The organism is Kitasatospora sp. NPDC127060 (assembly GCF_042724935.1).
GTDB lineage: Bacteria > Actinomycetota > Actinomycetes > Streptomycetales > Streptomycetaceae > Kitasatospora.
Window position 1 is genome coordinate 1 of record NZ_JBHXEG010000101.1, and the last position, 22,658, is coordinate 22,658.

The window sequence follows — 22,658 nt, forward strand, 5'->3', positions numbered from 1 at the left end:
GGACGCGAAGATCACCCAGATCTACGAGGGCACCAACCAGGTCCAGCGCATCGTGATGGCCCGCAACCTGCCGTAACGACCGCCCGACCGGCACCTGCCGAACGGCCCCCGACCGCTTCCGCGCGGTCGGGGGCCGTTTGTCGTCCGGTATCGAACCCTCCTGGACGGACCGGGCCGGCGAATGTCATAAATGATCGTCAACGTGTTTGCCGTGCAAGACGATTGCGGGAGCCGATCCATCATGAGCAGCACCCCCGAGCAGTACGCCGACGGCAAGGTCTGGCTGATCACCGGCGCCAACTCCGGCTTCGGCCGGGCGATCGCCGAGGCCGCGCTGGCCGCCGGTGACACCGTCGTCGCGGCCGCCCGCCGCCCGGAGGCGCTGGCGGACCTCGCCGCCGCCCATCCGGGCCGGCTGGTCCCCGTCCGGCTGGACGTCACCGACCAGGAGCGGATCCCCGCCGTGGTCGCCGAGACCGTGCAGCGGCACGGCCGGATCGACGTCCTGGTGAACAACGCCGGGCGCGGCCTGATCGGAGCCGTCGAGGAGTACACCGACCGCGAGCTGCGGGACCTCATGGAGCTGCACTTCTTCGGCCCGGCCGCGCTCACCCGGGCCGTGCTGCCGCACATGCGGGCCCAGGGCACCGGCGCCGTGGTGCAGATGAGCAGCATGGGCGGCCGCTTCTCCTTCCCCGGCGTGGGCGCCTACTCGGCCACCAAGTTCGCGCTGGAGGGGCTCTCCGAGGCGCTGGCCCAGGAGGTGGCCGGCTTCGGGATCAAGGTGCTGATCGTCGAGCCGGGCGCGTTCCGGACCGGCTTCGCGGGCGGCGGCGCGCTCGCCCACGCGACCCCGATCGAGGCCTACGAGCCGGTGGTCGGCCCGGTCCGCACCGGTCTGCCGGACTCCGACGGCAAGCAGCCGGGCGACCCGGCGAGGGCCGCCGAGGCGATCCTGACCGCCCTGGCCGCCGACCGGACCCCGCTGCGGCTGGTCCTCGGCTCCGCCGCCGTCGACGCGATCCTCGGCAACCTGGAGGCCGCCCGCGCCGAGACCGACACCTGGGCCGCCGTCGGCCGCGGCGCCGACTACCCGGCCGGGGCCTGACGTCCCGGGTAAACCAGGGGACGGCGGGCGGCCCGGTCTCCTAGGCTGCCCGCCATGTCCGACCTGCCCGCGCCGCCTGTGCTGCCCGACCAGCCCGCCATGTCCGACCTGCCCGCGACGCGAGGCGCGCTCAGCCTCGCCCCGCTCACCCCCGAGAACATCGACGCCGCCCTCGCCCTGCGGGTGCGACCGGACCAGGAGGGCCTGGTCGCACCGGTGGCGACGTCACTGGCCGAGGCGTACGTGCACGGGGAGATGGCCTGGCCCCGGCTGATCCTGGACGACGGCCGGCCGGTCGGTTTCGTGATGGCCTTCTTCGACGTGACCTTCGACTCCGGCCGCCCCGGGGCGGGCCCCCGCTCCGGCCTCTGGCGCCTGCTGGTCGACGCCGGACGGCAGCGCGGCGGCTACGGCCGCTTCGCCGTCGAGCAGGTCTGCGCGGAGGTCCGCCGCCGCGGCGGCAGCCGCGCCACCGTCACCTACCACCCGGGCCCGGACGGCCCGGCCGGGTTCTACGCCCGGCTGGGCTTCCGGCCGACCGGTGAGCTGAGCGGCGACCAGGAGGTGGCGGAGGTCGAGCTGTAGGGGTTCATGACGGCAAGGGGGCTCAGTCGAGCAGTGCGGCGGCCTGCTCGCGGGCCTGGCGCAGCCAGCCGGCCCGTTCGGCGGCGGAGGAGTCGGTGACGGTGCGGAACACCGTCCGCCGGACGTCGGTGACGCCGACGTACGGCAGCACGCAGGCCGCCCAGATCCGCTCCAGCGGGTCGCCGAACTCCTCGCGCTCCCGGGCCTCGGGGGTGTCCGAGGTGTTCAGCACCAGGGCCCGGCCGGCCCGCAGCAGTCCGGTCGGCTCGCCGTCGGCGGTGCCGAGTTTGTACGCGACGCCGGGGGCCAGCACCCGCTGCACCCAGCCGGTCAGGACGGCCGGCGGCAGACCCCACCAGTTGGGGTGGATCAGCACCAGAGCGTCAAGGGTGGCCACCTCGGCGCGGTGCAGGGCGAGTTGGGGATCGGCGGTGGCGCCGGCGGCGTCGACCGTGCCGGTCTCCTCGGCGGTGAGCAGCGGCGCGAAGCCGTCCGCGTAGAGGTCGTGGGCGAGCACCTCGCAGCCGCGTCCGCGCAGTTCGTCCACCACGGCCTCGTGCAGCGCGTGGTTGAAGCTGCCCGGCCGCGGGTGTGCCAGGTAGACCCCGATCCGGCTCATGCCCCCGCCTTCGCTCATGTTCGCTCCCCCTCCGGGTGGTTGGAGGCCGATGCTACTGGTGCGCATGGTGCGCACGCGCACGCCTCGGGACTGTGTGCATGCGCACGCAATCTCGGTACGATGAACGCCATGGACCACGCCGATCTCACCCTGGGCCCGCTGAGCGAGCAGGACCACGTCTTCTACGGCCTGGTCTGGGCCGGCACCACCCTGGCCGCCCGGATCGACCGGGAACTCACCCGGGTGCACGGGCTGCCGCTGTCCTGGTTCGAGGTGATGCTCTGGCTCGACGGCCAGCGGGAGCCGGTGGCCGTCTCCGACCTCGGCGCCAAGACCATGCTCAGCCGCAGCCAGGTCTCCCGGGTGGTGGACGCCCTGGCCGGGCGCGGGCTGGTGTCCCGGGCACCCTCCGCCTCGGACGCCCGATCGGTGCGGATCGAACTGACCGAGCAGGGCCGCGTCGCCTTCGCCGAGGCCGACGCCACCCGCCGGGCCGTCCTCGCCCCGGTCTTCACCGACCGGCTGGACGCGGCGGACATCGCGGCCCTGGAAACGGTCTGGCGCAAGCTCAAGGCCTGAGCGCACGCCCCCGCCGACCCCGGTTCCCGCCGGGCCGGCCTAACACGCCGCCGTGACCTCGGGCTCCGAGGGGGTGGCGCGCGACGCGGAGCCGCTCGTGCCATGATCCCTGCATGGGTTCCAACGTTTTCTTCGACATCACCATCAACGACGAGCCGGCCGGGCGCATCGTCTTCAAGCTGTTCGACGACGTCGTCCCGAAGACCGCCCGCAACTTCCGCGAGCTGGCCACCGGCCAGAACGGCTTCGGCTACGAGGGCTCCGGCTTCCACCGCGTGATCCCCGCCTTCATGCTGCAGGGCGGTGACTTCACCAACCACAACGGCACCGGTGGCAAGAGCATCTACGGCGAGAAGTTCGCGGACGAGAACTTCACGCTCAAGCACGACCGCCCGGGTCTGCTCTCGATGGCCAACGCCGGCCGCAACACCAACGGCTCGCAGTTCTTCGTCACCACCATCGTCACCGACTGGCTGGACGGCAAGCACGTCGTCTTCGGCGAGGTCGTCGAGGGCATGGACCTGGTGAAGAAGATCGAGGGCCTCGGCTCGCAGAGCGGCCGCACCTCGGCCGCCATCAAGATCGCCAAGTCCGGCGTCGTCGAGTAGTCACCTCCTCCACGTACCGCCCCGGAGCGGAAAGTCGGCCGGTCCGACTTTCGGCTCCGGGGCGGTGGCACAACCGGGGGCGGCCACGGCGGCCACGGTGACGCCACCGGCAGCAATGACAACACCTCCGGCAGGCCCGGCGCACCGGGCGTCGACGGGACGGAGGACGCCCACGGCAGGCCCGGCTACGTCATCGTCAGCTGGTAACCGCGGTCGGTCCGCCCGGAGGTGGCCCGGTTGCCGGACGGGAAGTCGACCCGTCCGACTTCCCGCGCGGGCGCCGGCGGGGCGGCGTAGGTCCAAGGGCCGATGGCCGAACGGGCGCCGCCCGGGTGGAATGGGCGAGTGGACCACGAGAAGGCGTACGAGGGACTGACACCGGCGGTACGGGCGGCGTACCTGGAGCGGATCGGGCTGACGGAGCCCGGGCCGCCGTCGGCCGAGGGGCTGGCGCGGCTGCAGGAGGCGCATCTGCGCGCCGTCCCGTTCGAGAACCTGAGCATCCACCTCGGCGAGCCCGTCGTGCTGGAGCCGGCCGTCCTGGTGGCCAAGGTGGTGGACCGTCGGCGCGGCGGCTTCTGCTACGAACTCAACGGCGCCTTCGCCGAGTTGCTGCGCTCGCTGGGGTACCGGGTGAGCCTGCTGGCGGCCCGGGCCTTCGACGGGGAGCGGCTCGGTCCGCCGTTCGACCACCTGGCGCTGCGGGTCGACCTGGACGAACCCTGGCTGGTCGACGTGGGGTTCGGCCGCTTCGCCCGGCTCCCGCTGCGACTGGACGGGCGCGGCGAGCAGTCCGACCCGCACGGCACGGTGGTGCTCCGCCCGTACGGCGAGCACGGCGAGCTGGACGTCGTCCTGGACGGTGCGCCCCAGTACCGGATCGACCGGCGCACCCACCCGCTGGCCGACTTCGTGCCGACCTGCTGGTGGCGGGCCACCTCGCCGCAGTCCACGTTCACCCGCTCCGACACCTGCTCGATGCTCGCCGCGGACGGCGGCCGGACCACCCTCCGCGGCACCCGGCTGATCCGGACCGCGCCCGACGGCACCCGCACCGAGGAGCAGCTCACCGAGGCCGGTGCGCTGGCCGCGTACCGCGAGCACTTCGGCATCGTGCTCGACCGGCTGCCGACCGTACCCGGGGCCGGACCCGAAACCGCACCCGGGGCCGGACCCGAAACCGCACCCGGGGCCGCGCCCGAAACCGCATCCGGGGCCGCGCCCCACGCCGCCCCGGAGGCCGGAAACTAGGCCCGCCGCAGCCCCGTCGGGGGTGCCCAGGCGCCGTCCCGCGTCCCCACCCGGCGGGCGGGCACCCCGGCCCAGATCTCGCCGGGCCCGGTCGAGCGGGTGAGTACGGCGTTGGCCCCCACCACGGTGCCCGCGCCGACGGTCAGCACGCCCTCCTTGCACACCACCTTGGCGCCCGCGCACAGCACCGCGCCGTCCTCGACCACCACCCGCCGCATCGCGCTGCGCTCCTGCGGCACCCACGGGTCGGCCCGGCCGATGGTCACGCCGTTGTAGAGGGTCACGCCCGCCCCGAGTGTGGTGTACGGGTGCAGGACGGTGCCGAAGCCGCGGTGGAAGACGATGAGTCCGGGCCCGATCTCGCAGGCGGCGGGCACCTCCATGCCGTAGAGCGCGAGCGCCTCCTGGACCAGGCGGCCCAGGAGGCGGTGGCGTCGGCGGTAGACGAGGGCGGTGACGAGGGACATCCACCCATTGTGGCGATCCGGCGACCGGGAGTCGCGGCTACTTGACGTCCGGCACCGCGGTGTCGTTCTTGAAGGCCTCGAAGACCTGCTTGGACTTGGCGGCGTCCCACTGCACCGCGGACTCGCCGGTCCTGGTGTGGTAGTCGGCGTTGCCGATCGGGACGGTCATGGTCTTGCCGCCGCCGCCGTTGACGTCCTTCATGGCGAGGAAGAGCGAGCCCAGGTCGGTCAGCCCGCAGTCCTCGTCGACGATCAGGGTGCCGAGCGCCGAGTCGACCAGCGGGTAGAAGGTGAACGGGTCGAGCACGGTGCCCGGGGAGGCGGCCTGGTGGGCGAGGGCACCGAGGAACTTCTGCTGGTTGCGCATCCGGCCGAGGTCCTGGTCGGCCATCTGGTGGCGCTGGCGGACGAAGGCCAGGGCCTGGGTGCCGTTGAGGGTCTGGTCGCCGGCCTTGAGGTCGAGGCCGGAGTCCCGGTCCTTGATGTCCTGGTCGATGTGCATCTCGACGCCGCCGATGGAGTCGACGATGCCGGCGAACCCGGCGAAGCCGATCTCGGCGTAGTGGTCGATGCGGATGCCGGTGTTCAGTTCGACGGTCTGCACCAGGAGCCGGCCGTTGCCGGTGGCGAAGGCCGAGTTGATCTTCGAGGTGGTGGCCTTGACGGTCTTGCCGGCGCTGGTCCTGAACTCGGGGATCGGCACCCAGGAGTCGCGCGGGATGCTCATCAGGGTGTTCCCGTGGTCCCCGACGTGCAGGATCATCATCGAGTCGCTGCGCTTGCCCTCGACGTCGTGGCCGGTGTGCATGGTGTCCATCTGGGACTCGCTCAGGCCGTCGCGGCTGTCGGAGCCGACGATCAGCCAGTTGGTGCCCTTGCCGGCGGCCGGCCGGCCCGGGTAGTCGGCCAGCACGTTCTCGTGGTTGAGCTTGGAGTCCGCCCAGAACCAGGTGGACACCGAGGTCACCATGACGGCGATCAGCAGGCCGAAGACCGTCCACTTCACGATCCGCCGCCGCGGCCAGCGCCGGGCCCGGGCACCGGTCGGCCGCGCACCGCCGGGACCACCCGGGCCGCCGGGTCGACCGCCACCGGGGCCGCCGGGGCCGCCCGAGCCCGGCCGTCCGGGGTCGCCGGGGGCGGCCTGCGGCGGGACGCCGCCGAGGCGGGACGGCTGTTCCGGCTGCCGCGGGCCGGGCGTGCCCGCCCCGCGGGGGTTCAGCGACGCCGGCAGCGGCGGCTCGGCCGCCGCACCGCCGCCGTTGCCTCCGTAGGGGTTCCCGCCGCCGCCCGGGCGGCCCTCCTGCCACGTGTTCATGCCGTCGAGGATGCCCGACCCCGCTTCGGCTGACTCCCCCCGGGGCCCCTGCCAGGCCTCTTGTAGCAGTTTTGATGCACGCGCCGGATCGCTCCGGCGCGAAACGCGCCCGTCACCCCCGTTCCGCTTGCCGAAACGATTCTTGACCGGTTCGAACGCACCGTGTTTGCATTTCGGACATGGACCAGGGTCGGGCACTCACGCGTCGGCGGCACGTCGACCTGCAGCGGGTGTCCGGTTCGCTCTGTCGTCGCTGAAGCGCGCCCGTCGAGCACACCGACCACCGTCCGCAGCAGCCGAGCAGAGGCCGCTGCGAAGCGCTCCCGCTTCCAGCCAGAGGTGAACCATGGCCACCGTCCTGTCCGTTTCCGGCTCCCCCTCCGCCACCTCCCGCACCACCCGGCTGCTGCGCCACGTCGACGCGCGCCTGGTGGACCGCGGCCACCGGGTGATCCCCTTCGAGGCCCGCAGTCTGCCCGCGCACGCGCTGCTCTCGGGCGACTTCGACCACCCGGCGATCGTCGCCGTCACCGAACTGTTCGCCCGCGCCGACGGTGTGGTGATCGGCACCCCCGTCTACAAGGCCGCCTACTCGGGCCTGCTCAAGGCCCTGCTGGACGTCCTCCCGCAGTACGCGCTGGCCGGCAAGGCCGTCCTGCCACTGGCCACCGGCGGCTCGTCCGCGCACGTCCTCGCGGTGGACTACGCGCTGCGCCCGGTGCTCAGCTCGATGGGCGCCGGCCACATCACCCAGGGCTGGTTCGTGCTCGACCGCCACATCACCGCCGGGGAGGACGGCCGGACCCTCGTCGAGTGCGAGACCGACGCCCGGCTGGTGCCGGTCGTGGAGGGCTTCGCCGACGCCCTCGAACGGTTGGCCGCACCGGTGCTGACCGGCTGAGCGGCGGCCCGCGCGACCCCGTACGGGGCGACCCCGAGACGGCCCGCGGCACCCCTTAGGGGGGAGGGGTGCCGTACCCGTAGAACCTTGGTTGCAGCGCTTCATTCCGACGGAGGACGAGCCGTCCGGAGCCGGCTCCTAACGTGGTTCTCACGTCCCCGCCCCTCCGCGAGCGGCCCGCTTCCGTCGGGTCCGCGGTCCGACCGTGCCGGAAGGTTGGGGGTCAACGGGTGGACCACTTCCGAGGAGAATCCAGTGACGACGGCAGCAGCCGTGTACGACCCCCAGCTTCCCGGCGGACCGTCCGCCGTCGCGGCCTCGGCCCGCCAGGTGACCAAGGCGTACGGATCGGGCGAGACCGAGGTGACCGCCCTCGACGCGGTCGACGTGGACATCCAGCGCGGCCGCTTCACCGCGATCATGGGCCCCTCGGGCTCCGGCAAGTCCACCCTGATGCACTGCCTGGCGGGTCTGGACACGGTCAGCAGCGGACGCATCCGGATCGGCGACACCGAGATCACCGGCCTCAAGGACAAGCAGCTGACCAGGCTGCGCCGGGACAAGATCGGGTTCATCTTCCAGGCGTTCAACCTGCTGCCGACCCTGAACGCACTGGAGAACATCACCCTGCCGATGGACATCGCCGGCCGCCGGCCCGACCAGGCCTGGCTGGACCAGGTGGTGGAGACCGTCGGCCTGGCCGGCCGGCTCAAGCACCGCCCGACCCAGCTCTCCGGCGGCCAGCAGCAGCGCGTCGCGGTGGCCCGCGCGCTGGCCGCCCGGCCCGAGATCATCTTCGGCGACGAGCCCACCGGGAACCTGGACTCCCGGGCCGGCGCCGAGGTGCTGAGCTTCCTGCGCCGCTCGGTGGACGAACTGGGCCAGACCATGGTCATGGTCACCCACGACCCGGTCGCCGCCGGCTACGCGGACCGCGTGCTGTTCCTCGCCGACGGCGTGATCGTCGACGAGATGCACGCGCCGACCGCCGACTCCGTCCTCGAACGCATGCGCCGCTTCGACGGCAAGCGCACCAGCTGATCGGCGGGACGACGAAACCATGCTGCTCAAGACCTCGCTGCGGAGCTTCTTCGCCCACAAGGGGCGGATGGCGCTCTCACTCGTCGCCGTCGTGCTGTCGGTCGCCTTCGTGTCCGGCACCCTGGTGTTCTCCAACACCGCCACCAGCACCTTCTCCAAGCTGTTCGCCGCGACCGCCTCCGACATCTCGGTCCAGCCGCCCAAGCCGGCCGACGACGAGGAGCCGCCGGCCGGGGACAAGCCCGCCACCGTCCCGGCCTCGCTCGCCCAGCGGGTCGCCGCGGTGCCGGGCGTGAAGAGCGCCGTCGGCCAGGTCATGGTCGGCAACGCGATCCTGGTCAACCCGGCCACCGACAAGCTGGTCGGCCCGACCACCGGCGCGCCGACCCTGGTCGGCAACTGGACCGACACCCCGCGCAACCCGGTGCGGATCACCTCCGGGCACGTCCCGCGGAACTCCGGCGAGCTGGTGCTGGACGCCGACACCGCCAAGAAGGCCAAGCTCGGCGTCGGCGACCGGATCCGGGTCGACAACGCCGGTGGGCAGCACCCGTACACGATCGTCGGCATCGCCACCTTCACCACCACCAACCCGGGCGCCGCGCTGGCCTTCCTGGACACCCCGACCGCCCAGCAGGTGCTGCTCGGCGAGCAGGCCTACACCTCCGTCGAGGCCTTCGGCGACGGCAGCCGCAGCAACGACCAGCTCAAGACCGCCGCCCTCGCCGAGGTCGGCACCGGCTACCAGGTCAAGACCGCGGCCGAGCAGAAGGACGAGAACACCAAGTCGATCGGCAGCGGCCTGAACTTCATGAAGTACGCGATGCTCGGCTTCGCCGGCATCTCGCTGATCGTCGGCGGCTTCCTGATCATCAACACCTTCTCGATGCTGGTCGCCCAGCGCACCCGCGAGATCGGCCTGCTGCGCGCCATCGGCGGCAGCCGCGCCCAGGTGAACGGCTCGGTGCTGGTCGAGGCGCTGATCCTGGGCGTGCTCGGCTCGACCCTCGGCGTGGCGGTCGGCCTGGGCGTCGCGTTCGGGCTGATCAAGCTGATGAACGCGATCGGCATGGACCTCAACGCGAGCGACCTGGAGATCGGGCCCGACGTCTTCGCGGCCGGCTACGCCGTCGGCATCCTGATCACCGTCATCGCGGCCTGGATCCCGGCCCGCCGGGCCAGCCGGATCGCGCCGATGGCCGCCCTGCGCGACCACGGCACCCCGGCCGAGGCCCGCTCCAACCTCGTCCGCTCGATCCTCGGCGTGCTGCTCACCGGGGGCGGCGCCGGGCTGCTGGTGCTCGCCGGTACGGCCGACAAGGCGGGCACCGGCGGCGAGTACCTGGGCCTGGGCCTGCTGCTCACCCTGATCGGCTTCGTGGTGCTCGGCCCGCTGCTGGCCACCGTCCTCATCAAGGTGCTCGGGGCCCTGCTCCCGGCCCTGTTCGGGCCCTCCGGCAAGCTCGCCCAGCGCAACGCGATGCGCAACCCGCGCCGGACCGGCGCCACCGCCGCCGCCCTGATGATCGGGCTGGCACTGGTGATCGGCTCCTCGGTTTTCAGCGCCTCGGCGGTGCGGTCGGCCAGTGCGCAGATCGACAAGTCGGTGGGCGTGGACTACATCATCCGCGGCGACCGGACCGGAGTCACCGCCGAGATGATCGACGCGGTGAAGCGCACCCCGGGCATCGACCACGTCACCACCGAGAAGGACCTCGACGCCAGGTTCCAGCTGCCCGACGGCACCACCAGCCGGGCCGGGGTCGCGGCGGTGCCGCCGGCTTTCTTCGCCACCGACTTCCGGCTGCCGGTCGCCTCCGGCGCGGTGGACTCGATCGGGCGCGGCTCGCTGGGCATCGGCGAGGCCTTCGCGACCGACCACCACCTCAAGGTCGGCGACAGCGTCACCGTCCGCTACGCCGGGGGTCACACCCAGGTGCTCCCGGTGGGCGTCGTCTTCGGGAAGGACTCGCTCTACGGGGACGCCTCCTTCGTCGACTTCGCCACCATGGCCGAGGCCGTCCCGGCCGCCGACCAGCCCGCCGACCGGACCTTCTACGCCAAGGCCGCCTCCGGCGCCGACGTCGCCAAGACGCTCACCGCCCTGGAGGACGCCCTCCGGCAGTACCCGCAGCTGACCGTCAAGGACCAGGCGGGCTACAAGGAACTCGTGCAGTCCCAGGTCAACACCCTGCTCTACCTGATCTACGGTCTGGTCGGCCTGTCGATCACCGTCGCGGTGCTCGGCGTGGTCAACACCCTGGCGCTGTCGGTGGTGGAGCGGACCCGCGAGATCGGCCTGCTGCGGGCGATCGGGCTCTCCCGCCGCCAGCTGCGCCGGATGATCCGGCTGGAGTCCGTGGTGATCGCCCTGTTCGGCGCCGTGCTCGGCACCGGGCTGGGACTGGCCTGGGGCGTCACCGCCCAGCGGGTGCTGCGCGACCAGGGCCTCGGGACGCTCTCCGTCCCGACCACCACGGTCGTGGTGACGCTGGTCTCCTCGGTGGTGATCGGTCTGGTCGCCGCCCTCGTTCCGGCCTTCCGGGCCGGACGGATGAACGTCCTCGCGGCCATCGCGACGGACTGACCCGACGACGGGGGACGTCGGGTCGACCCCACGGGGGAACGGGGGGCCGGGGGCCGGGTGCGAACGCGCGCCCGGCCCCCGCGCCGTGGGGCGACCAGGACCGTCCGGGCAAGCCCGTGGCACCGGGTGCACCCCGTCCCGCCGACCGGATCGGCCCTGTTCACCGCCGTTCACCCCGTGCGCCGAACCTGCGCCGAACCTGCACCGTTCCCCCGCCGATTCGGGCCCCGGAGAGCGGAGCGGTACGGTGATCTCGATCACGGCGCCGGTGCCACCCTTCGGGGGAGCGGGAACCGACGAACCGGGACGAGACGGAGACGTGTCGGCACCGGTACGGTTGGCCCCGATGAACACCAAGGCTGCTGAGGAGCTGCCGGCTGTTTCCGTGATCATGCCGGTGCTCAACGAGGAACGACACCTGCGCACGGCGGTCCGGCGCATCCTGAATCAGGAGTACCCGGGACCGATGGAAGTGGTGATCGCGCTCGGTCCCTCCACCGACCGCACCGCCGAGATCGCGGCCGAGCTGGTGGCCGAGGACCCGCGGGTGCGTACGGTGGAGAACCCCACCGGCCGCACCCCCGCGGGGCTGAACGCCGCGATCCGGGGCTCGCAGCACCCGATAGTGGTGCGCGTGGACGGCCACGGCCTGCTCACCCCCGGCTACATCGCCACGGCGGTCCGGCTGCTCGGCGAGATGGACGCCGCCAACGTCGGCGGCATCATGCACGCCGAAGGCGAGACCGAGTGGGAGCACGCGGTCGCCGCCGCGATGACCTCCAAGATCGGCGTCGGCAACGCGGCCTTCCATACCGGAGGCCTGGCCGGTCCGGCGGACACCGTCTACCTCGGGGTGTTCCGGCGCGAGGTGCTGGAGAAGCTCGGCGGCTACAACGAGGAGTTCATCCGCGCCCAGGACTGGGAGCTGAACTACCGGATCCGCCAGGACGGCGGACTGGTCTGGTTCACCCCGCAGCTGATGGTGACGTACCGGCCCCGGCCGTCCGTCCGGGCGCTGGCCAAGCAGTACAAGGACTACGGCCGCTGGCGCCGGGTGGTCACCCGCTACCACCGCGGCTCGGTCAACCTGCGCTACCTCGCCCCGCCGAGCGCGCTGCTCGCGGTGGTGCTCGGCCTGGTGCTGGGCGCAGCCGTCCACCCGGCCTTCCTGGCGGTGCCCGGCGTGTACCTGCTGGGCATCCTCGGCGGCTCGGTGGTCGAGGGCCGCGGCCTGTCGCTGCGGGCCAAGGCGCTGCTGCCGGTGGCGCTCGCGACCATGCACCTCAGCTGGGGCTTCGGCTTCATCACCTCGCCCCGCTCGCTGGCCCGCCGGGTGATAGGGAGTGTCCGCCCGTCCGCCAAGGACGTGCTCTCCCAGACCGGTTGACCCGGTCGGCCCGCACGCTGCGCCCCGGACCGGCTACCGTCGGTCCGCATGGGGACAGTTGAGGACGGCGCGGCCGCGGCCCGGATCGAACCGGGCGCGGACGTCGACGAGCGGGCCGCGATCGGCGCCGGCACCAGGGTCTGGCACCTGGCCCAGGTCCGCGAGGACGCGGTGGTCGGCGCGGACTGCGTGATCGGCCGCGGCGCCTACATCGGCCCGGGCGTGCGGATCGGCGACCGGGTCAAGGTGCAGAACCACGCGCTGGTGTACGAGCCGGCCGTGGTCGAGGACGGCGTGTTCATCGGCCCGGCCGCCGTGCTGACCAATGACCGCCACCCCCGCGCGGTCACCCCCGACGGCCGCCTCAAGAGTCAACTCGACTGGCACGCCGAACCGGTGACTCTCCGTCAGGGTTGCTCCATCGGCGGCCGGGCGGTGCTGGTTGCCGGGGTGACGGTCGGCCGCTGGGCGCTGGTCGCGGCAGGGGCGGTGGTGCACCGGGACGTCCCGGACTTCGCCCTGGTGGCCGGGGTGCCCGCCCGCCGGATCGGCTGGGTCGGCCGGGCCGGCGAGCCGCTGCGCCCGGCCGGCCCGGGGCTCTGGAACTGCCCCCGGACCGGCGAGGGTTACCGTGAGACGGACGGAACACTCAGGCAGTCGTAGTCACTTGGCGCAGACGTCCTCGTCGTCCGCCTGCACCCGCTGGAGGTCCTTGGGCGCCTCGGTCGGCTGCTGCGGCGCGGCCGCGAGGACGTCCTTGCCGAGCACCAGCAGCAGCGGGTCCTTCGGGCCCGCCTTCGGGTTGGGCCGGACGGCGTCCGGGGGCAGTCCGAGGGCGGCGGCCAGCGCGGCGGCCCCGGCCTCCTGGCCCGCCGGGTGGGACACCGTGGTGGTGGCGGCGGGCGGCGCGTCGGAGCCGACCGCGGCCCGGGCGAAGCCCCTGGCCTTGAGCTTGTCGACCGTCGGCCCGGACTGTCCGCGGGTCCCGCTGCCGTTGCGCACCGTCACCTGGACGTCCTTGGCGTCCACCGCCGGGGTGGTGGCGCTCGGCGCCGCCGGGGCCGGCGCGGCCGGGGTGGTGGCGTCGGCGGGCGGGGTGGCCGTCTCGGTCAGCGAGCGGTCGCCCGCGATCATCGAGAAGACCTGCCCGGCGTCAGGCTGCTTCAGGACCAGCCGGTCCTTGTCCTTCGGGTCCTCCAGCACCGGCACGGTGGTGAAGGTGATGTTCTTGGTGTCCACCTTGCTGATGTCCTGGGCCAGGTCCTTCAGCTTGTCGACGCTGCCGATGCCGGAGTCCACGGTGAGCGCCTTGGTGGCGGCGTCCGCGAGCTGGTAGAGCTTGCTCGGGCTGGTCAGGGTGTCGCCGCTCTTGACCTTGCGGATCATCGAGCTGATGAACTGCTGCTGGAGCGGGATCCGGGTGAGGTCGCCGCCGAATCCGACGGCGTGCCGGGTGCGGACGAAGGCCAGCGCCTCCTCGCCCTGGACGACGTGGCGGCCCTTGGACATCTTCAGGTGCGAGTCCTTGTCGTCGATGTCCTTGGCCGCGCAGACCTCGACCCCGCCGACGGCCGTGGAGAGCGTCTTCACCGCCTCGAAGTTGACCTGCACGAAGTGGTCGACCCGGATGCCGGTCACCTTCTCCACGGTCTTCCAGGTGCAGCCCGCGTCGCGCCCGTCCTGGCCGAGGCTGTTGTTGAACATGTCCCGCGCCGAGCCCGGGATCTTCTGGCCCTTGTCGCTGCGGCACTCCGGGATCGGCACCATCAGGTCGCGCGGGATGCTGACCACCGTCGTGTTGGAGCGGTCCTTGGCGACGTGGAACAGCAGGGTGGTGTCGGCGTGCCCGGTGCTGCCCGCGTCGCCGTACTCGCGTCCGAGGCCCTGCCGGCTGTCGGTGCCGATCACCAGGATGTTCAGCGCGTCCCCGGCGGCCTTGGGCCGCTCCTCCTCGTTGCCCAGCTGGACCTTGACCGAGGTCAGGTTGCTGTTGAAGTGCTGGTACAGGTAGTACGCCCCGCCGCAGCCCGCGACCATCACCAGGGCGCCGGTCCCGGCCGTCCACTTGAGCACCCGTCGGCGCCGCTGCCGTTTGGCGGCGGCGGCCGCCCGCCGCCGGCTGTCCCGGCGGCCCTCAGCGGCGGGTGCGGCGGGCGCCGCCGCGGGGCCGGCGCCCCTGCGGCGCTGCTGCCGGGGGATCCCGCCGGCCGGGTCGGTCCGGTACTGACCGGTTTCCGGCTGTTCCTCGTCCACGGGGAATCCCCACCTCCGACCGGTCACGGCTGCGGGCCACCCGTACTGGCGGCCCGATCCGGACACACTAGACGAGCCGAACGGCCTCATCGTTCCGGGTGTGATCTCCGTCATGCGGGAGAAAAGCGCCGGTAAAGCCACAGGCGGGTGCGGCATTTCCCCCGAGGGCGCCGCCGACCTGCGGCGCGGCCCCGGTCAGCGCTTCGCGCAGGCGTCCACGTCGGCGGTGCGTCCCTCGAAGGTGGGCGAGGCGCTCGTCGAGGGTGACGCCGCGGTCCCGTCCGAGCCGGTGCCGGAGGCGGAGGCCGAGGCGGAGGCGGCTCGCGGGCTCGCCCCGGTGTCCGGCGCGGGCGGCCGGACGGCGACCTGCCGGTCGTCGCGCAGCGCGTCGAACAACTGGGTGGTCTGCGGTTGGACGAACTCGTCCCGGTCCGAGTCGTAGCGGTACGGGCGGCGCGGCGCGGTCAGGAACACCACGTCCGGCGACGGGATGCCGCGCAGGTTCTGGGTGAGGTCGTACAGCGCGCCGAGCGAGGACAGGCCGCCGTCCGCCTTCACCGACGAGGTGGCCGCGTCCAGCACCGGCCACAGCTTGGCCGGGTTCAGCAGCACCCCCTGCGACTGCACCTTGCGGATCAGCGAGGCCAGGAACTGCTGCTGACGGCCCATCCGCTGGGTGTCGGAGCCGTCGCCCAGGCTCTCCCGGACCCTGACGTAGCCGAGCGCCTGCTCGCCGTGCAGCATCTGGCGGCCGGCCGGGAGGTCCAGCTTGGCGTCCTTGTCGTGGATCGGCTGCGGCACGCACACCTCGACCCCGCCGATCGCGTCGACCATGGTCTTGAAGCCGCTGAAGTCGAGGATCACGTAGTGGTCGATCCGGATCCCGCTCAGCTGCTCGACGGCGCGGATCGAGCAGGCCGGACCGCCCAGCTCGAACGCCCAGTTGAACTGCATCGTCCCCGGCTTGCTGCGGCTGCCGTCCGGCTTCTCGCAGGAGGGCACGGTGACCATGACGTCGCGCGGGACGGAGACCGCCGTCGCGTGCTTCCGGTCGGCGGCCAGGTGCAGCAGGATCGTGGTGTCCGAGCGCGGGGTGCCGGGCTGGCCGCCGTACGAGGAGTTGCTGCCGGATCGGTCGTCACTGCCGATCAGCAGGATGTTCTCGGCGCCCCCGGCCCCGGCCGTACGGCTCGGGCGTTCGGCCTCCAGCTTGGCCAGCAGCCGGTCGGTGGCCGAGTCCGTCCGGATGTTGCCGTCCAGTTTGCGGTACGCGATCCAGAGCAGCACACCGGTCGCGACCAGCAGGAACGCGACGACGCCGGCGGTGATCATCAGCCACCGCCGGCGCCTGCGCGGGCGTCCGGGTGCGCTCGGGGGAGCGTCCTTCGGGGGAGTCTCGTCGGTCGGGGGGTGCTCGGTGTCGTCCTCGGCCATGGCAGGGATCCCTACCCGCCGGGCCGCCGCCGGGGTCAGCCCAGGCGCACAGTCACCCGTTCGGATTCGGCCCGCTTCTCCCACTGCCCGTCGTCCAGGCCCTGGGAGTTGCGGCAGAGCACCACTGAGGCGCCGGCCGCCAGCGGGGCCAGCAGACCGGCCTCCAGACCGGTCCAGTCGTCGAAGGAGAGGGTGGACATCACCCGGTCCCCGGGCTTGAGGCCGAGGCGCACGGCGCCCTCCCGGGCCAGCGCGACGGTCTGCTCGCCGGTCAGCTTCAGCGGCAACCCGTCCACCGAGGTCTCCAGGGCCGGGCCGTCCGGGGCGACGGGGGAGTAGGGGGCGAAGCGGTCGCCCTGACCGGGGACCTCGGCGGCGTAGTCGAGGAAGCCGTCCGGGCGGTGCGGGAAGCGGCCGCCGAGCGGGCGCAGGGCGAGCGCCACCCGCTCGCCCTCGCAGGCCTGGGCGGCCTCCAGGCCGTCCGGGCCGCTCACCACCAGGTCGGCGGCGGCCGGGTCGCCGGCCGGCACCGCCGTCACGCCGACCGACCAGCAGGCCAGCAGCCAGACGGCGCTCTGCCAGTGGGCGGGCAGCAGCAGCGCGGCGCGGTCGTCCGGGCCGGCGTTCAGTTCGTCCTGGAGGAGGTTGGCGGTCTTGGCGACCCAGTTGTCGAAGGTCCGGGCGGAGAGCTCCACCCGTTCACCCGTGGCGTCGTCGTAGAAGGTGACCAGCGGGGCCGCGGGATCGACCGAATGGGTGCCGCCGCGCAGGTAGGCGTGCAGCAGCTCGACGGGGGTGCGGGCATCGGCAGCGAATGGCGCAGTCATGGTGCGCCCCAGCCTACGGCCTTCGGGTGGCAGGCCGGGAGGGGCCGCAAGGCGGGCGCGAGGCGGCATGGCAAGTGGTCCGGTTTGCGGCGACGATCCCCCTTATGCACCTCTCACGCAAAGCTGTGCGCCTTTCAGACCCGGCCGTGCACCCCTCGAACAGAACCGTGCGCCTCCCGTTCCCGGCCGCGCTGCTCGCCGGCTGCACCGCCGCCCTGCTGCTCCAGCCCGCTCCGGCCGCCTCCGCCGTACCCCTTGCCCCCACCGGGCAACAGGACTTCCCCGGCGGCGGGACGACCGTCTCGCTCCCGCTGCCGGCCGGGGCCGGGCTCGCACCGAGCACCACCCGGCCGTTCGAACTCCTCGGCGTCGGTTGGGACGGACCAGCCGGCGCGCTGGCCGGCGGAAGCGTCCGGGTCCGCACCCGGGACGCGGCCACCGGCCGCTGGGGCGACTGGCACGCCCTGGAGGCCGACACCGACGACGGCCCGGACCGCGCCCCGCACGGCGCCACCGCCCCGCTGTGGACCGGCCGCAGCGACGGCGTCGCCGTCGAGGTCCGGCCCGGCCCGGCCGGACCGCCGCCCGGACTGCGGCTCGAACTGGTCGACCCCGGCGCCGGCGCACCCGCGCCCGCCGCCCCCCGGACCGTGCCCGCCGGGCCCGAGGCCGTCGACGGCGCCCACCAGGCGCCGCGCCCGGGGATCGTCACCCGGGCCGGCTGGGGCGCCGACGAGTCCATCCGCGAACCGGGCTTCGAGTACACCGGCCCGGTCCGCGAGGTCTTCGTCCACCACACCGCGACCGCCACCGACTACGCCTGCAGCGACGCCCCCCGGGTGATCAGGTCGATCTACCAGTACCACGTCAAGACCAGTGGCTGGCGGGACATCGGCTACAACTTCCTGGTCGACCGCTGCGGCACCATCTACGAGGGCCGGGCCGGCGGGGTCGACCAGCCCGTCCACGGCGCCCACACCCTGGGCTTCAACACCGACTCCTCCGGCGTCGCCGCGATCGGCACCTTCGTGGACGCCACCCCGCCCCAGTCCCTCCTGAACGGCATCGCCGCCCTCGCCGCCTGGAAGCTCGGCCTCCACGGCCAGGCCGCCGACGGGCACACCAAGCTCACCTCGGCCTCCGACGCCAGCCGCTACCCCAAGGGCACGGTCGTCGACTTCGACGCCATCTCCGGCCACCGGGACGCCTTCAATACCGAGTGCCCCGGCACGGCCCTCTACGCCCGGCTCCCCGCCCTGCGCTCGGCCGCGGCCGGGCGGCAGGCGCCGTAGGGCCCGGCCCGCCTCCGGACCCAGCCGCCGAACTCCCGCCTCCCGCTGGGCCGTTCCCGCGCGCGCCCCGGCCCGTCGGCGCCCCCGCGTATCGTTCATAGCCTCAGGGACCACAGGAGGCGACGGCAGTGACGGGCGGCGGCGAGGCGGTACGGCGCTGGCGGCCGGGCTTCCCGCTCGACCCGGTCCGGACGCTGCTGCCGCTGCGCCGGGGCCCGGCCGACCCCTCGTACCGCACCACCGGCGACGGCGCCGTCTGGCGCGCCTCCCGCACCCCGGCCGGGCTCGGCACCCTGCGGGTGCTGCCGCACCCCGGCGCGGGCGAGGTGGAGGCGACGGCCTGGGGGCCGGGCGCCCAGTGGCTGCTGGAGCGGCTGCCGGTGCTGCTCGGCGCCGAGGACCACCCGGAGGCGCTGGTGCTGCCGCCCGGTCCGCTGCGCGACGCCCAGCGCCGCACGGCGGGGGTGCGGCTGACCCGGACCGGCCTGGTCCTGGAGTCCCTCGTCCCGGCGATCCTGGAGCAGATGGTCACCACCGACGAGGCCTACCGCGCCTGGCGCACCCTGCTGCGGGACTTCGGCGCCCCGGCGCCGGGGCCGGCCGAGGGCATGCGGGTGGCGCCGTCGGCCCGGGAGTGGGCGATGGTCCCGAGCTGGGAGTGGCACCGGGCGGGCGTCGACCCCAAGCGCTCGGCGACGGTGCTGCGCGCGGTGCGGCTGGCGCCGCGCCTGGAGGAGGCCTCGGCGATGGGCCACGAGGAGGCCTTCGCCCGGCTGACGGCGGTCCCCGGCATCGGCGTCTGGACGGCCGCCGAGACCCTGCAGCGAAGCAACGGAGATCCGGACGCGGTCTCGGTCGGGGACTTCCACCTGCCCAACCTGGTCGGCTGGGCCCTGGCCGGCCGCCCGCGCAGCGACGACGCCCAGATGCTCGCCCTCCTGGAGCCCTACCGCCCCCACCGCCACCGGGTCTGCCGCCTCCTGCTGGCCACCGGCACCCATGCCCCCCGCTACGGCCCGAGGCTCACCCCCAACGACCACCGCCGCCGCTGAGCGACGGCGACGGCGGCGGGAGCGAAGGGGGAAGCCCTACCGGACCTCGATGAAGGCGTCGGCGCTGCGGTCCGGGCGGGCCCGGGGAGGTTCGGCTGGGCGGCCGACGGCGACGGCGCCCATCGGGTCCCAGTCGTCCGGAAGGTCCAGGGCGGCCCGGACGGTGTCACGGCAGAACATCGTGGAGGACACCCAGGCGGAGCCGTAGCCCTCGCCGGTGAGGGCCACCAGCAGGTTCTGCACGGCGGCGCCGGCCGCGACGGTGAACATCTCCCGCTCGGCGGTGGCCCGGCGCCGGTCCGGGTAGTCGTGCGAGCCGTCCGTCACCAGGCAGGGCACCACCAGGTACGGCGCGTCCCGCAGGACGTCGCCGCGGGCGGTGCGCCGGGCGATCCTGGCCTCGTCCCAGCCGTCGAGTTCGCGCAGGTCGCGCTGCCAGGCGTCGAGCATGGCGTCGAGCAGCCGGGTGCGGGTCCGGGCGGACTCCAGCAGGACGAAGCGCCAGGGCGTGGTGTGGTGCGGGGCGGGCGCGGTGACGGCGGCGGCCACCGCGCGCCGGACGGCGGCCGGGTCGACCGGCTCGGCGGTGAAGGAGCGGACGGTGCGCCGCAGGGTGACGGCCTGGCGCAGCGCCTCGGAGGTGCCGAGCCGGAACATGTCGTCGGCGGCGGGCCGCACCAGCGGCCGGGTGCCGGCGCCGTCCTCGGTGGTGACCAGGTGGCCGAGCCCGCGCACCACGGCGACCGGCACGCCGCTGGCCTTGCCCTTGACGAGGTCGGCGGCGGCGGCCAGTTCGTCGGCGGTCGCGGTGACGGTGAGCACCAGCTCGTTGCCGTGGCTGTCGGTGCGCCCCCGGTGGTCCTCCAGGACGGACAGCCCGGCGGCACCGATCGCGACGTCGGTGAGCCCGTTGCGCCAGGGTCGGCCGAAGGTGTCGGTGACGACGACGGCCAGTCGGCAGCCGGTGAGCTGCTGGAGCCGGGTGCGCAGCGCCCGCGCCGAGGCGTCCGGGTCCTCGGGCAGCAGCAGCACGGTGCCGGGGGCGGTGTTGGAGGCGTCGACCCCGGCGGCGGCCATCACGAAGCCGTTGCGGTTCTCCACGATCCGGACCGGCCCGCGCCGGGCGACCACCCGGACGGTCTCGGCGTCGATCGCGGCCTCCCGGTCGACGGCGTGCAGCAGCCGGCCCTCGGCCTTGCTGACGATCTTCGAGGTGACCAGCAGGATGTCGCCGTCCCGGTACGTCCCGGCCTTGGCGATCAGTCCGGCGAGGTCGGCCCCGGCCTCGATCTCGGGGATCCCGTCAACCCCCAGGACCTCCATCGCCGCCGTCACCTCCGGACCTGCTCCGCCAGCGCCAGCGCCGCCCGGGCCATCTCGGCGGTGGCCTCGACGTCGGTCATCAGCAGCGGGACGGCCCGGCAGGCGATCCCGGCGGCCTCGACGGCGTCCACGGCCCCGGCGTCCACGGTGTCCACCAGCCAGCCGTCGATCAGCGCGGAGCCGTAGTTCAGCGCGACCGCCTCGGCGGTGGCCTCGACGCGGACGGCGGCGAGCACCTTGTCGGCCATGCCCCGCACCGGCGCCCCGCCGATGATCGGGGAGAGCCCGACCACCGGCGCCGGGGCGGCGGCGACGGCCTCCCGGATGCCGGGGACGGCGAGGATGCTGCCGATCGAGACCACCGGGTTGGACGGCGGGAAGAGGATGACGTCGGCCTCGGCGAGGGCCTCCAGCACGCCGGGCGCGGGCTTGGCGGTGTCCGCGCCGACCGGGATGATCGCCTCGGCGTCCACGGCGGCGTGCAGCTTGACCCAGTACTCCTGGAAGTGGACCGCCCGGGTGCCCTGCTCGTCGGTGATCCGCACGTGGGTCTCGACCCGGTCGTCGCTCATCGGCAGCAGTCGCACGCCGGGTTGCCAGCGCACGCACAGTGCTTCGGTGACCTGGCTGAGGCTGTACCCGGCGGTGAGCATCTGGCTGCGGACGAGGTGGGTGGCGAAGTCCCGGTCGCCGAGCCCGAACCACTCGGGGCCGACGCCGTACTCCTTCATCTCCGCCTTGATGGACCAGGTCTCGTCGGTCCGGCCCCAGCCCTGCTCCTCGTTGATGCCGCCGCCGAGGGTGTACATCACGGTGTCGAGGTCGGGGCAGACCTTGAGGCCGTAGAGGTGGATGTCGTCGCCGGTGTTGCCGATGACGGTGATCTCGTCCTGCGGTCCGACCGCCGCGAGGAGTCCGCGCAGGAAGCGCGCCCCGCCGATTCCGCCTGCCAGTGCCACGATGCGCATGGGGTCATCCTGCCATGGTCGGACTCCTCGTCAGCCCGCGCTCAGTGCCGCTCGGACTCGGCCGCGTGCGCGTGCTGTTCGGGGACGGCGGAGGCGGCGCCGTACTGGTTCATCTCGGTCAGGCCCGGGGCGTAGAGGTGGATGGAGACGGCGGGTTCGAGTGCGCCGTTGACCACCTCGTGCAGGTAGCCGGAGGAGAACACCCGTTGTCCGCCGGGGCGCAGGGTGCGGGCGGCCTCGCCGCTGCGGGTGAGGGAGCGTTCGATCAGCTCGCCCCGGACGACGGTCATCACGCCGGAGGACTCGCCGTGGTCGTGGAAGCCGCTGCTCTGGCCGGGCAGCCAGCTGAGCAGCCAGACCTCGTAGCCGGGGCCGGTCTCCAGCCGGGCGTACCAGCGGGTGAGGGCGTCGTAGCGGACCAGCGGCTCCCAGCGGGCGCGGTCGGCGGCGATCTCGCGGACCAGCCGGGCGTACCCGGCGACGGTGGTGGGGTGGGCGGGCAGGTCGGTGCGGGCCAGGTGCGGGAAGGCGAGCGGGTCGCCGGCGATGGAGACGTCGCTGAGGCCGTCGGCCCAGCGGTGCCGGTCGGCGCGGCCGGGGGTGCGGGTGGCGGAGAGGCCGCGGCGGGCGAGCTTGCTGCGGTCGCGGTTCCGCTTGCGGATGCGGATCATGCGCACGGGAGTCGTCCTCGGATGGGTCGGCTGGTCGGGGAGCAGCCGGATCCGGGATGTCCTGGGGCGGGATCTCGCGGGCGGCCTCTGTGCTTCCTGGTGGCGGCGCGCGGTGGGACGCGGGCGCCTAGATACAGCAGGAACAGAGGCGACAACAGGAGTTCACGGCACGGCGGAGCGTGGAACCGCTCCGGGGGCTGGCGAACTCTGACATAGAGCACAGGACACCGCATGCGCGGGGCCGGTGTCAAACCGAACGATGCGGCATTCGAGTGGGTTAGGTCCGGATCTTGCCCGGATGGGGTGATTCATCACTCTCTATGTTTCGATGGGAAGAACGCCGGGAAGGCAGGCCGATGACCGGCCTGTGCCGGTGACCGTGCGTCA

General features: G+C 73.5%; 23 protein-coding genes. 14 read left to right on the forward strand and 9 right to left on the reverse strand.

Translation table 11 applies throughout. The annotated features are described in order from the left end of the window. The 3 genes from ACFWIS_RS35870 to ACFWIS_RS35880 all read left to right on the forward strand — a co-directional run. On the forward strand, positions 1 to 76 hold a 76-nt coding region (locus ACFWIS_RS35870), incomplete at its 5' end, for an acyl-CoA dehydrogenase family protein (RefSeq protein WP_374214750.1). A gap of 165 nt (positions 77 to 241) precedes the next feature. Next, entirely contained in the window at positions 242 to 1,108 is an 867-nt protein-coding gene (locus ACFWIS_RS35875; protein ID WP_380461602.1) for an oxidoreductase, read from the forward strand. A gap of 99 nt (positions 1,109 to 1,207) precedes the next feature. Beyond that, a complete protein-coding gene (locus ACFWIS_RS35880; protein ID WP_380461624.1) occupies positions 1,208 to 1,693 on the forward strand; it encodes a GNAT family N-acetyltransferase in 486 nt (161 codons plus the stop codon). 22 nt (positions 1,694 to 1,715) lie between these two features. Here ACFWIS_RS35880 and ACFWIS_RS35885 read toward each other — a convergent pair whose 3' ends face one another. Beyond that, complete coding sequence (locus ACFWIS_RS35885; protein ID WP_380461603.1) at positions 1,716 to 2,330, reverse strand: NAD(P)H-dependent oxidoreductase; 615 nt, start codon at positions 2,328 to 2,330, stop codon at positions 1,716 to 1,718. Positions 2,331 to 2,441: 111 nt separating this feature from the next. On the opposite strand from ACFWIS_RS35885, the gene ACFWIS_RS35890 reads away from it, so the two are divergent. The 3 genes from ACFWIS_RS35890 (at position 2,442) to ACFWIS_RS35900 (ending at position 4,750) form a co-directional block, all read left to right on the forward strand. Next, positions 2,442 to 2,891, forward strand: coding sequence for a MarR family winged helix-turn-helix transcriptional regulator (locus ACFWIS_RS35890; protein WP_380461604.1), 450 nt, complete (start codon positions 2,442 to 2,444; stop codon positions 2,889 to 2,891). 113 nt (positions 2,892 to 3,004) lie between these two features. Further along, positions 3,005 to 3,499 carry a peptidylprolyl isomerase gene (locus ACFWIS_RS35895; RefSeq protein WP_380461605.1) on the forward strand — a complete coding sequence of 165 codons (495 nt, stop codon included), beginning with the start codon at positions 3,005 to 3,007 and terminating at the stop codon, positions 3,497 to 3,499. Between the two features lie 345 nt (positions 3,500 to 3,844). Continuing rightward, positions 3,845 to 4,750, forward strand: a complete 906-nt coding sequence (locus ACFWIS_RS35900) for an arylamine N-acetyltransferase (RefSeq protein WP_380461606.1) — start codon at positions 3,845 to 3,847, stop codon at positions 4,748 to 4,750. Here the strand turns inward: ACFWIS_RS35900 and ACFWIS_RS35905 are convergent. Together ACFWIS_RS35905 and ACFWIS_RS35910 are read right to left on the reverse strand one after the other, a co-directional pair. Beyond that, positions 4,747 to 5,217, reverse strand: a complete 471-nt coding sequence (locus ACFWIS_RS35905; RefSeq protein ID WP_380461607.1) for a hypothetical protein — start codon at positions 5,215 to 5,217, stop codon at positions 4,747 to 4,749. The genes ACFWIS_RS35900 and ACFWIS_RS35905 overlap by 4 nt on opposite strands. Before the next feature lie 37 nt (positions 5,218 to 5,254). Then, positions 5,255 to 6,535 (reverse strand): LCP family protein, encoded by a 1,281-nt coding sequence (locus tag ACFWIS_RS35910; RefSeq protein WP_380461608.1) that lies wholly within the window; start codon positions 6,533 to 6,535, stop codon positions 5,255 to 5,257. Positions 6,536 to 6,714: 179 nt separating this feature from the next. On the opposite strand from ACFWIS_RS35910, the gene ACFWIS_RS35915 reads away from it, so the two are divergent. The 6 genes from ACFWIS_RS35915 (at position 6,715) to ACFWIS_RS35940 (ending at position 13,114) form a co-directional block, all read left to right on the forward strand. Continuing rightward, a complete protein-coding gene (locus tag ACFWIS_RS35915; RefSeq protein ID WP_380461625.1) occupies positions 6,715 to 6,792 on the forward strand; it encodes a putative leader peptide in 78 nt (25 codons plus the stop codon). Between the two features lie 89 nt (positions 6,793 to 6,881). Further along, positions 6,882 to 7,436, forward strand: a complete 555-nt coding sequence (gene ssuE / locus ACFWIS_RS35920; RefSeq protein WP_380461609.1) for an NADPH-dependent FMN reductase — start codon at positions 6,882 to 6,884, stop codon at positions 7,434 to 7,436. 255 nt (positions 7,437 to 7,691) lie between these two features. Then, on the forward strand, positions 7,692 to 8,477 hold the full coding sequence (locus ACFWIS_RS35925; protein WP_380461610.1) for an ABC transporter ATP-binding protein: 786 nt from the start codon (positions 7,692 to 7,694) through the stop codon (positions 8,475 to 8,477). A gap of 19 nt (positions 8,478 to 8,496) precedes the next feature. Beyond that, entirely contained in the window at positions 8,497 to 11,064 is a 2,568-nt protein-coding gene (locus ACFWIS_RS35930; protein ID WP_380461611.1) for an ABC transporter permease, read from the forward strand. Between the two features lie 346 nt (positions 11,065 to 11,410). After that, positions 11,411 to 12,451: a glycosyltransferase family 2 protein gene (locus ACFWIS_RS35935; protein WP_380461612.1), complete on the forward strand. Its 1,041-nt coding sequence runs from the start codon at positions 11,411 to 11,413 to the stop codon at positions 12,449 to 12,451. A gap of 48 nt (positions 12,452 to 12,499) precedes the next feature. After that, entirely contained in the window at positions 12,500 to 13,114 is a 615-nt protein-coding gene (locus tag ACFWIS_RS35940; RefSeq protein ID WP_380461613.1) for a DapH/DapD/GlmU-related protein, read from the forward strand. Here ACFWIS_RS35940 and ACFWIS_RS35945 read toward each other — a convergent pair whose 3' ends face one another. From ACFWIS_RS35945 to ACFWIS_RS35955, 3 genes are all read right to left on the reverse strand, one after another. After that, positions 13,115 to 14,704: an LCP family protein gene (locus tag ACFWIS_RS35945; protein WP_380461614.1), complete on the reverse strand. Its 1,590-nt coding sequence runs from the start codon at positions 14,702 to 14,704 to the stop codon at positions 13,115 to 13,117. A gap of 195 nt (positions 14,705 to 14,899) precedes the next feature. Continuing rightward, positions 14,900 to 16,138, reverse strand: a complete 1,239-nt coding sequence (locus ACFWIS_RS35950; RefSeq protein ID WP_380461615.1) for an LCP family protein — start codon at positions 16,136 to 16,138, stop codon at positions 14,900 to 14,902. Positions 16,139 to 16,173: 35 nt separating this feature from the next. Further along, a complete protein-coding gene (locus ACFWIS_RS35955; RefSeq protein WP_380461616.1) occupies positions 16,174 to 16,965 on the reverse strand; it encodes a TIGR03089 family protein in 792 nt (263 codons plus the stop codon). A 167-nt stretch (positions 16,966 to 17,132) separates the two neighbouring features. On the opposite strand from ACFWIS_RS35955, the gene ACFWIS_RS35960 reads away from it, so the two are divergent. Then, positions 17,133 to 18,257 carry a peptidoglycan recognition protein gene (locus ACFWIS_RS35960; protein ID WP_380461617.1) on the forward strand — a complete coding sequence of 375 codons (1,125 nt, stop codon included), beginning with the start codon at positions 17,133 to 17,135 and terminating at the stop codon, positions 18,255 to 18,257. Between the two features lie 128 nt (positions 18,258 to 18,385). Then, positions 18,386 to 19,309, forward strand: coding sequence for a DNA-3-methyladenine glycosylase family protein (locus ACFWIS_RS35965; protein ID WP_380461618.1), 924 nt, complete (start codon positions 18,386 to 18,388; stop codon positions 19,307 to 19,309). A 36-nt stretch (positions 19,310 to 19,345) separates the two neighbouring features. Here ACFWIS_RS35965 and ACFWIS_RS35970 read toward each other — a convergent pair whose 3' ends face one another. The 3 genes from ACFWIS_RS35970 to ACFWIS_RS35980 are packed head-to-tail and all read right to left on the reverse strand — an operon-like array spanning position 19,346 to position 22,277. Further along, a complete protein-coding gene (locus ACFWIS_RS35970) occupies positions 19,346 to 20,632 on the reverse strand; it encodes a coenzyme F420-0:L-glutamate ligase (RefSeq protein WP_380461619.1) in 1,287 nt (428 codons plus the stop codon). Between the two features lie 8 nt (positions 20,633 to 20,640). After that, positions 20,641 to 21,600: a 2-phospho-L-lactate transferase gene (gene cofD, locus ACFWIS_RS35975; RefSeq protein ID WP_380461620.1), complete on the reverse strand. Its 960-nt coding sequence runs from the start codon at positions 21,598 to 21,600 to the stop codon at positions 20,641 to 20,643. A gap of 41 nt (positions 21,601 to 21,641) precedes the next feature. Then, positions 21,642 to 22,277, reverse strand: a complete 636-nt coding sequence (locus ACFWIS_RS35980) for a cysteine dioxygenase (protein ID WP_380461621.1) — start codon at positions 22,275 to 22,277, stop codon at positions 21,642 to 21,644. Positions 22,278 to 22,658 lie beyond the last annotated feature (381 nt).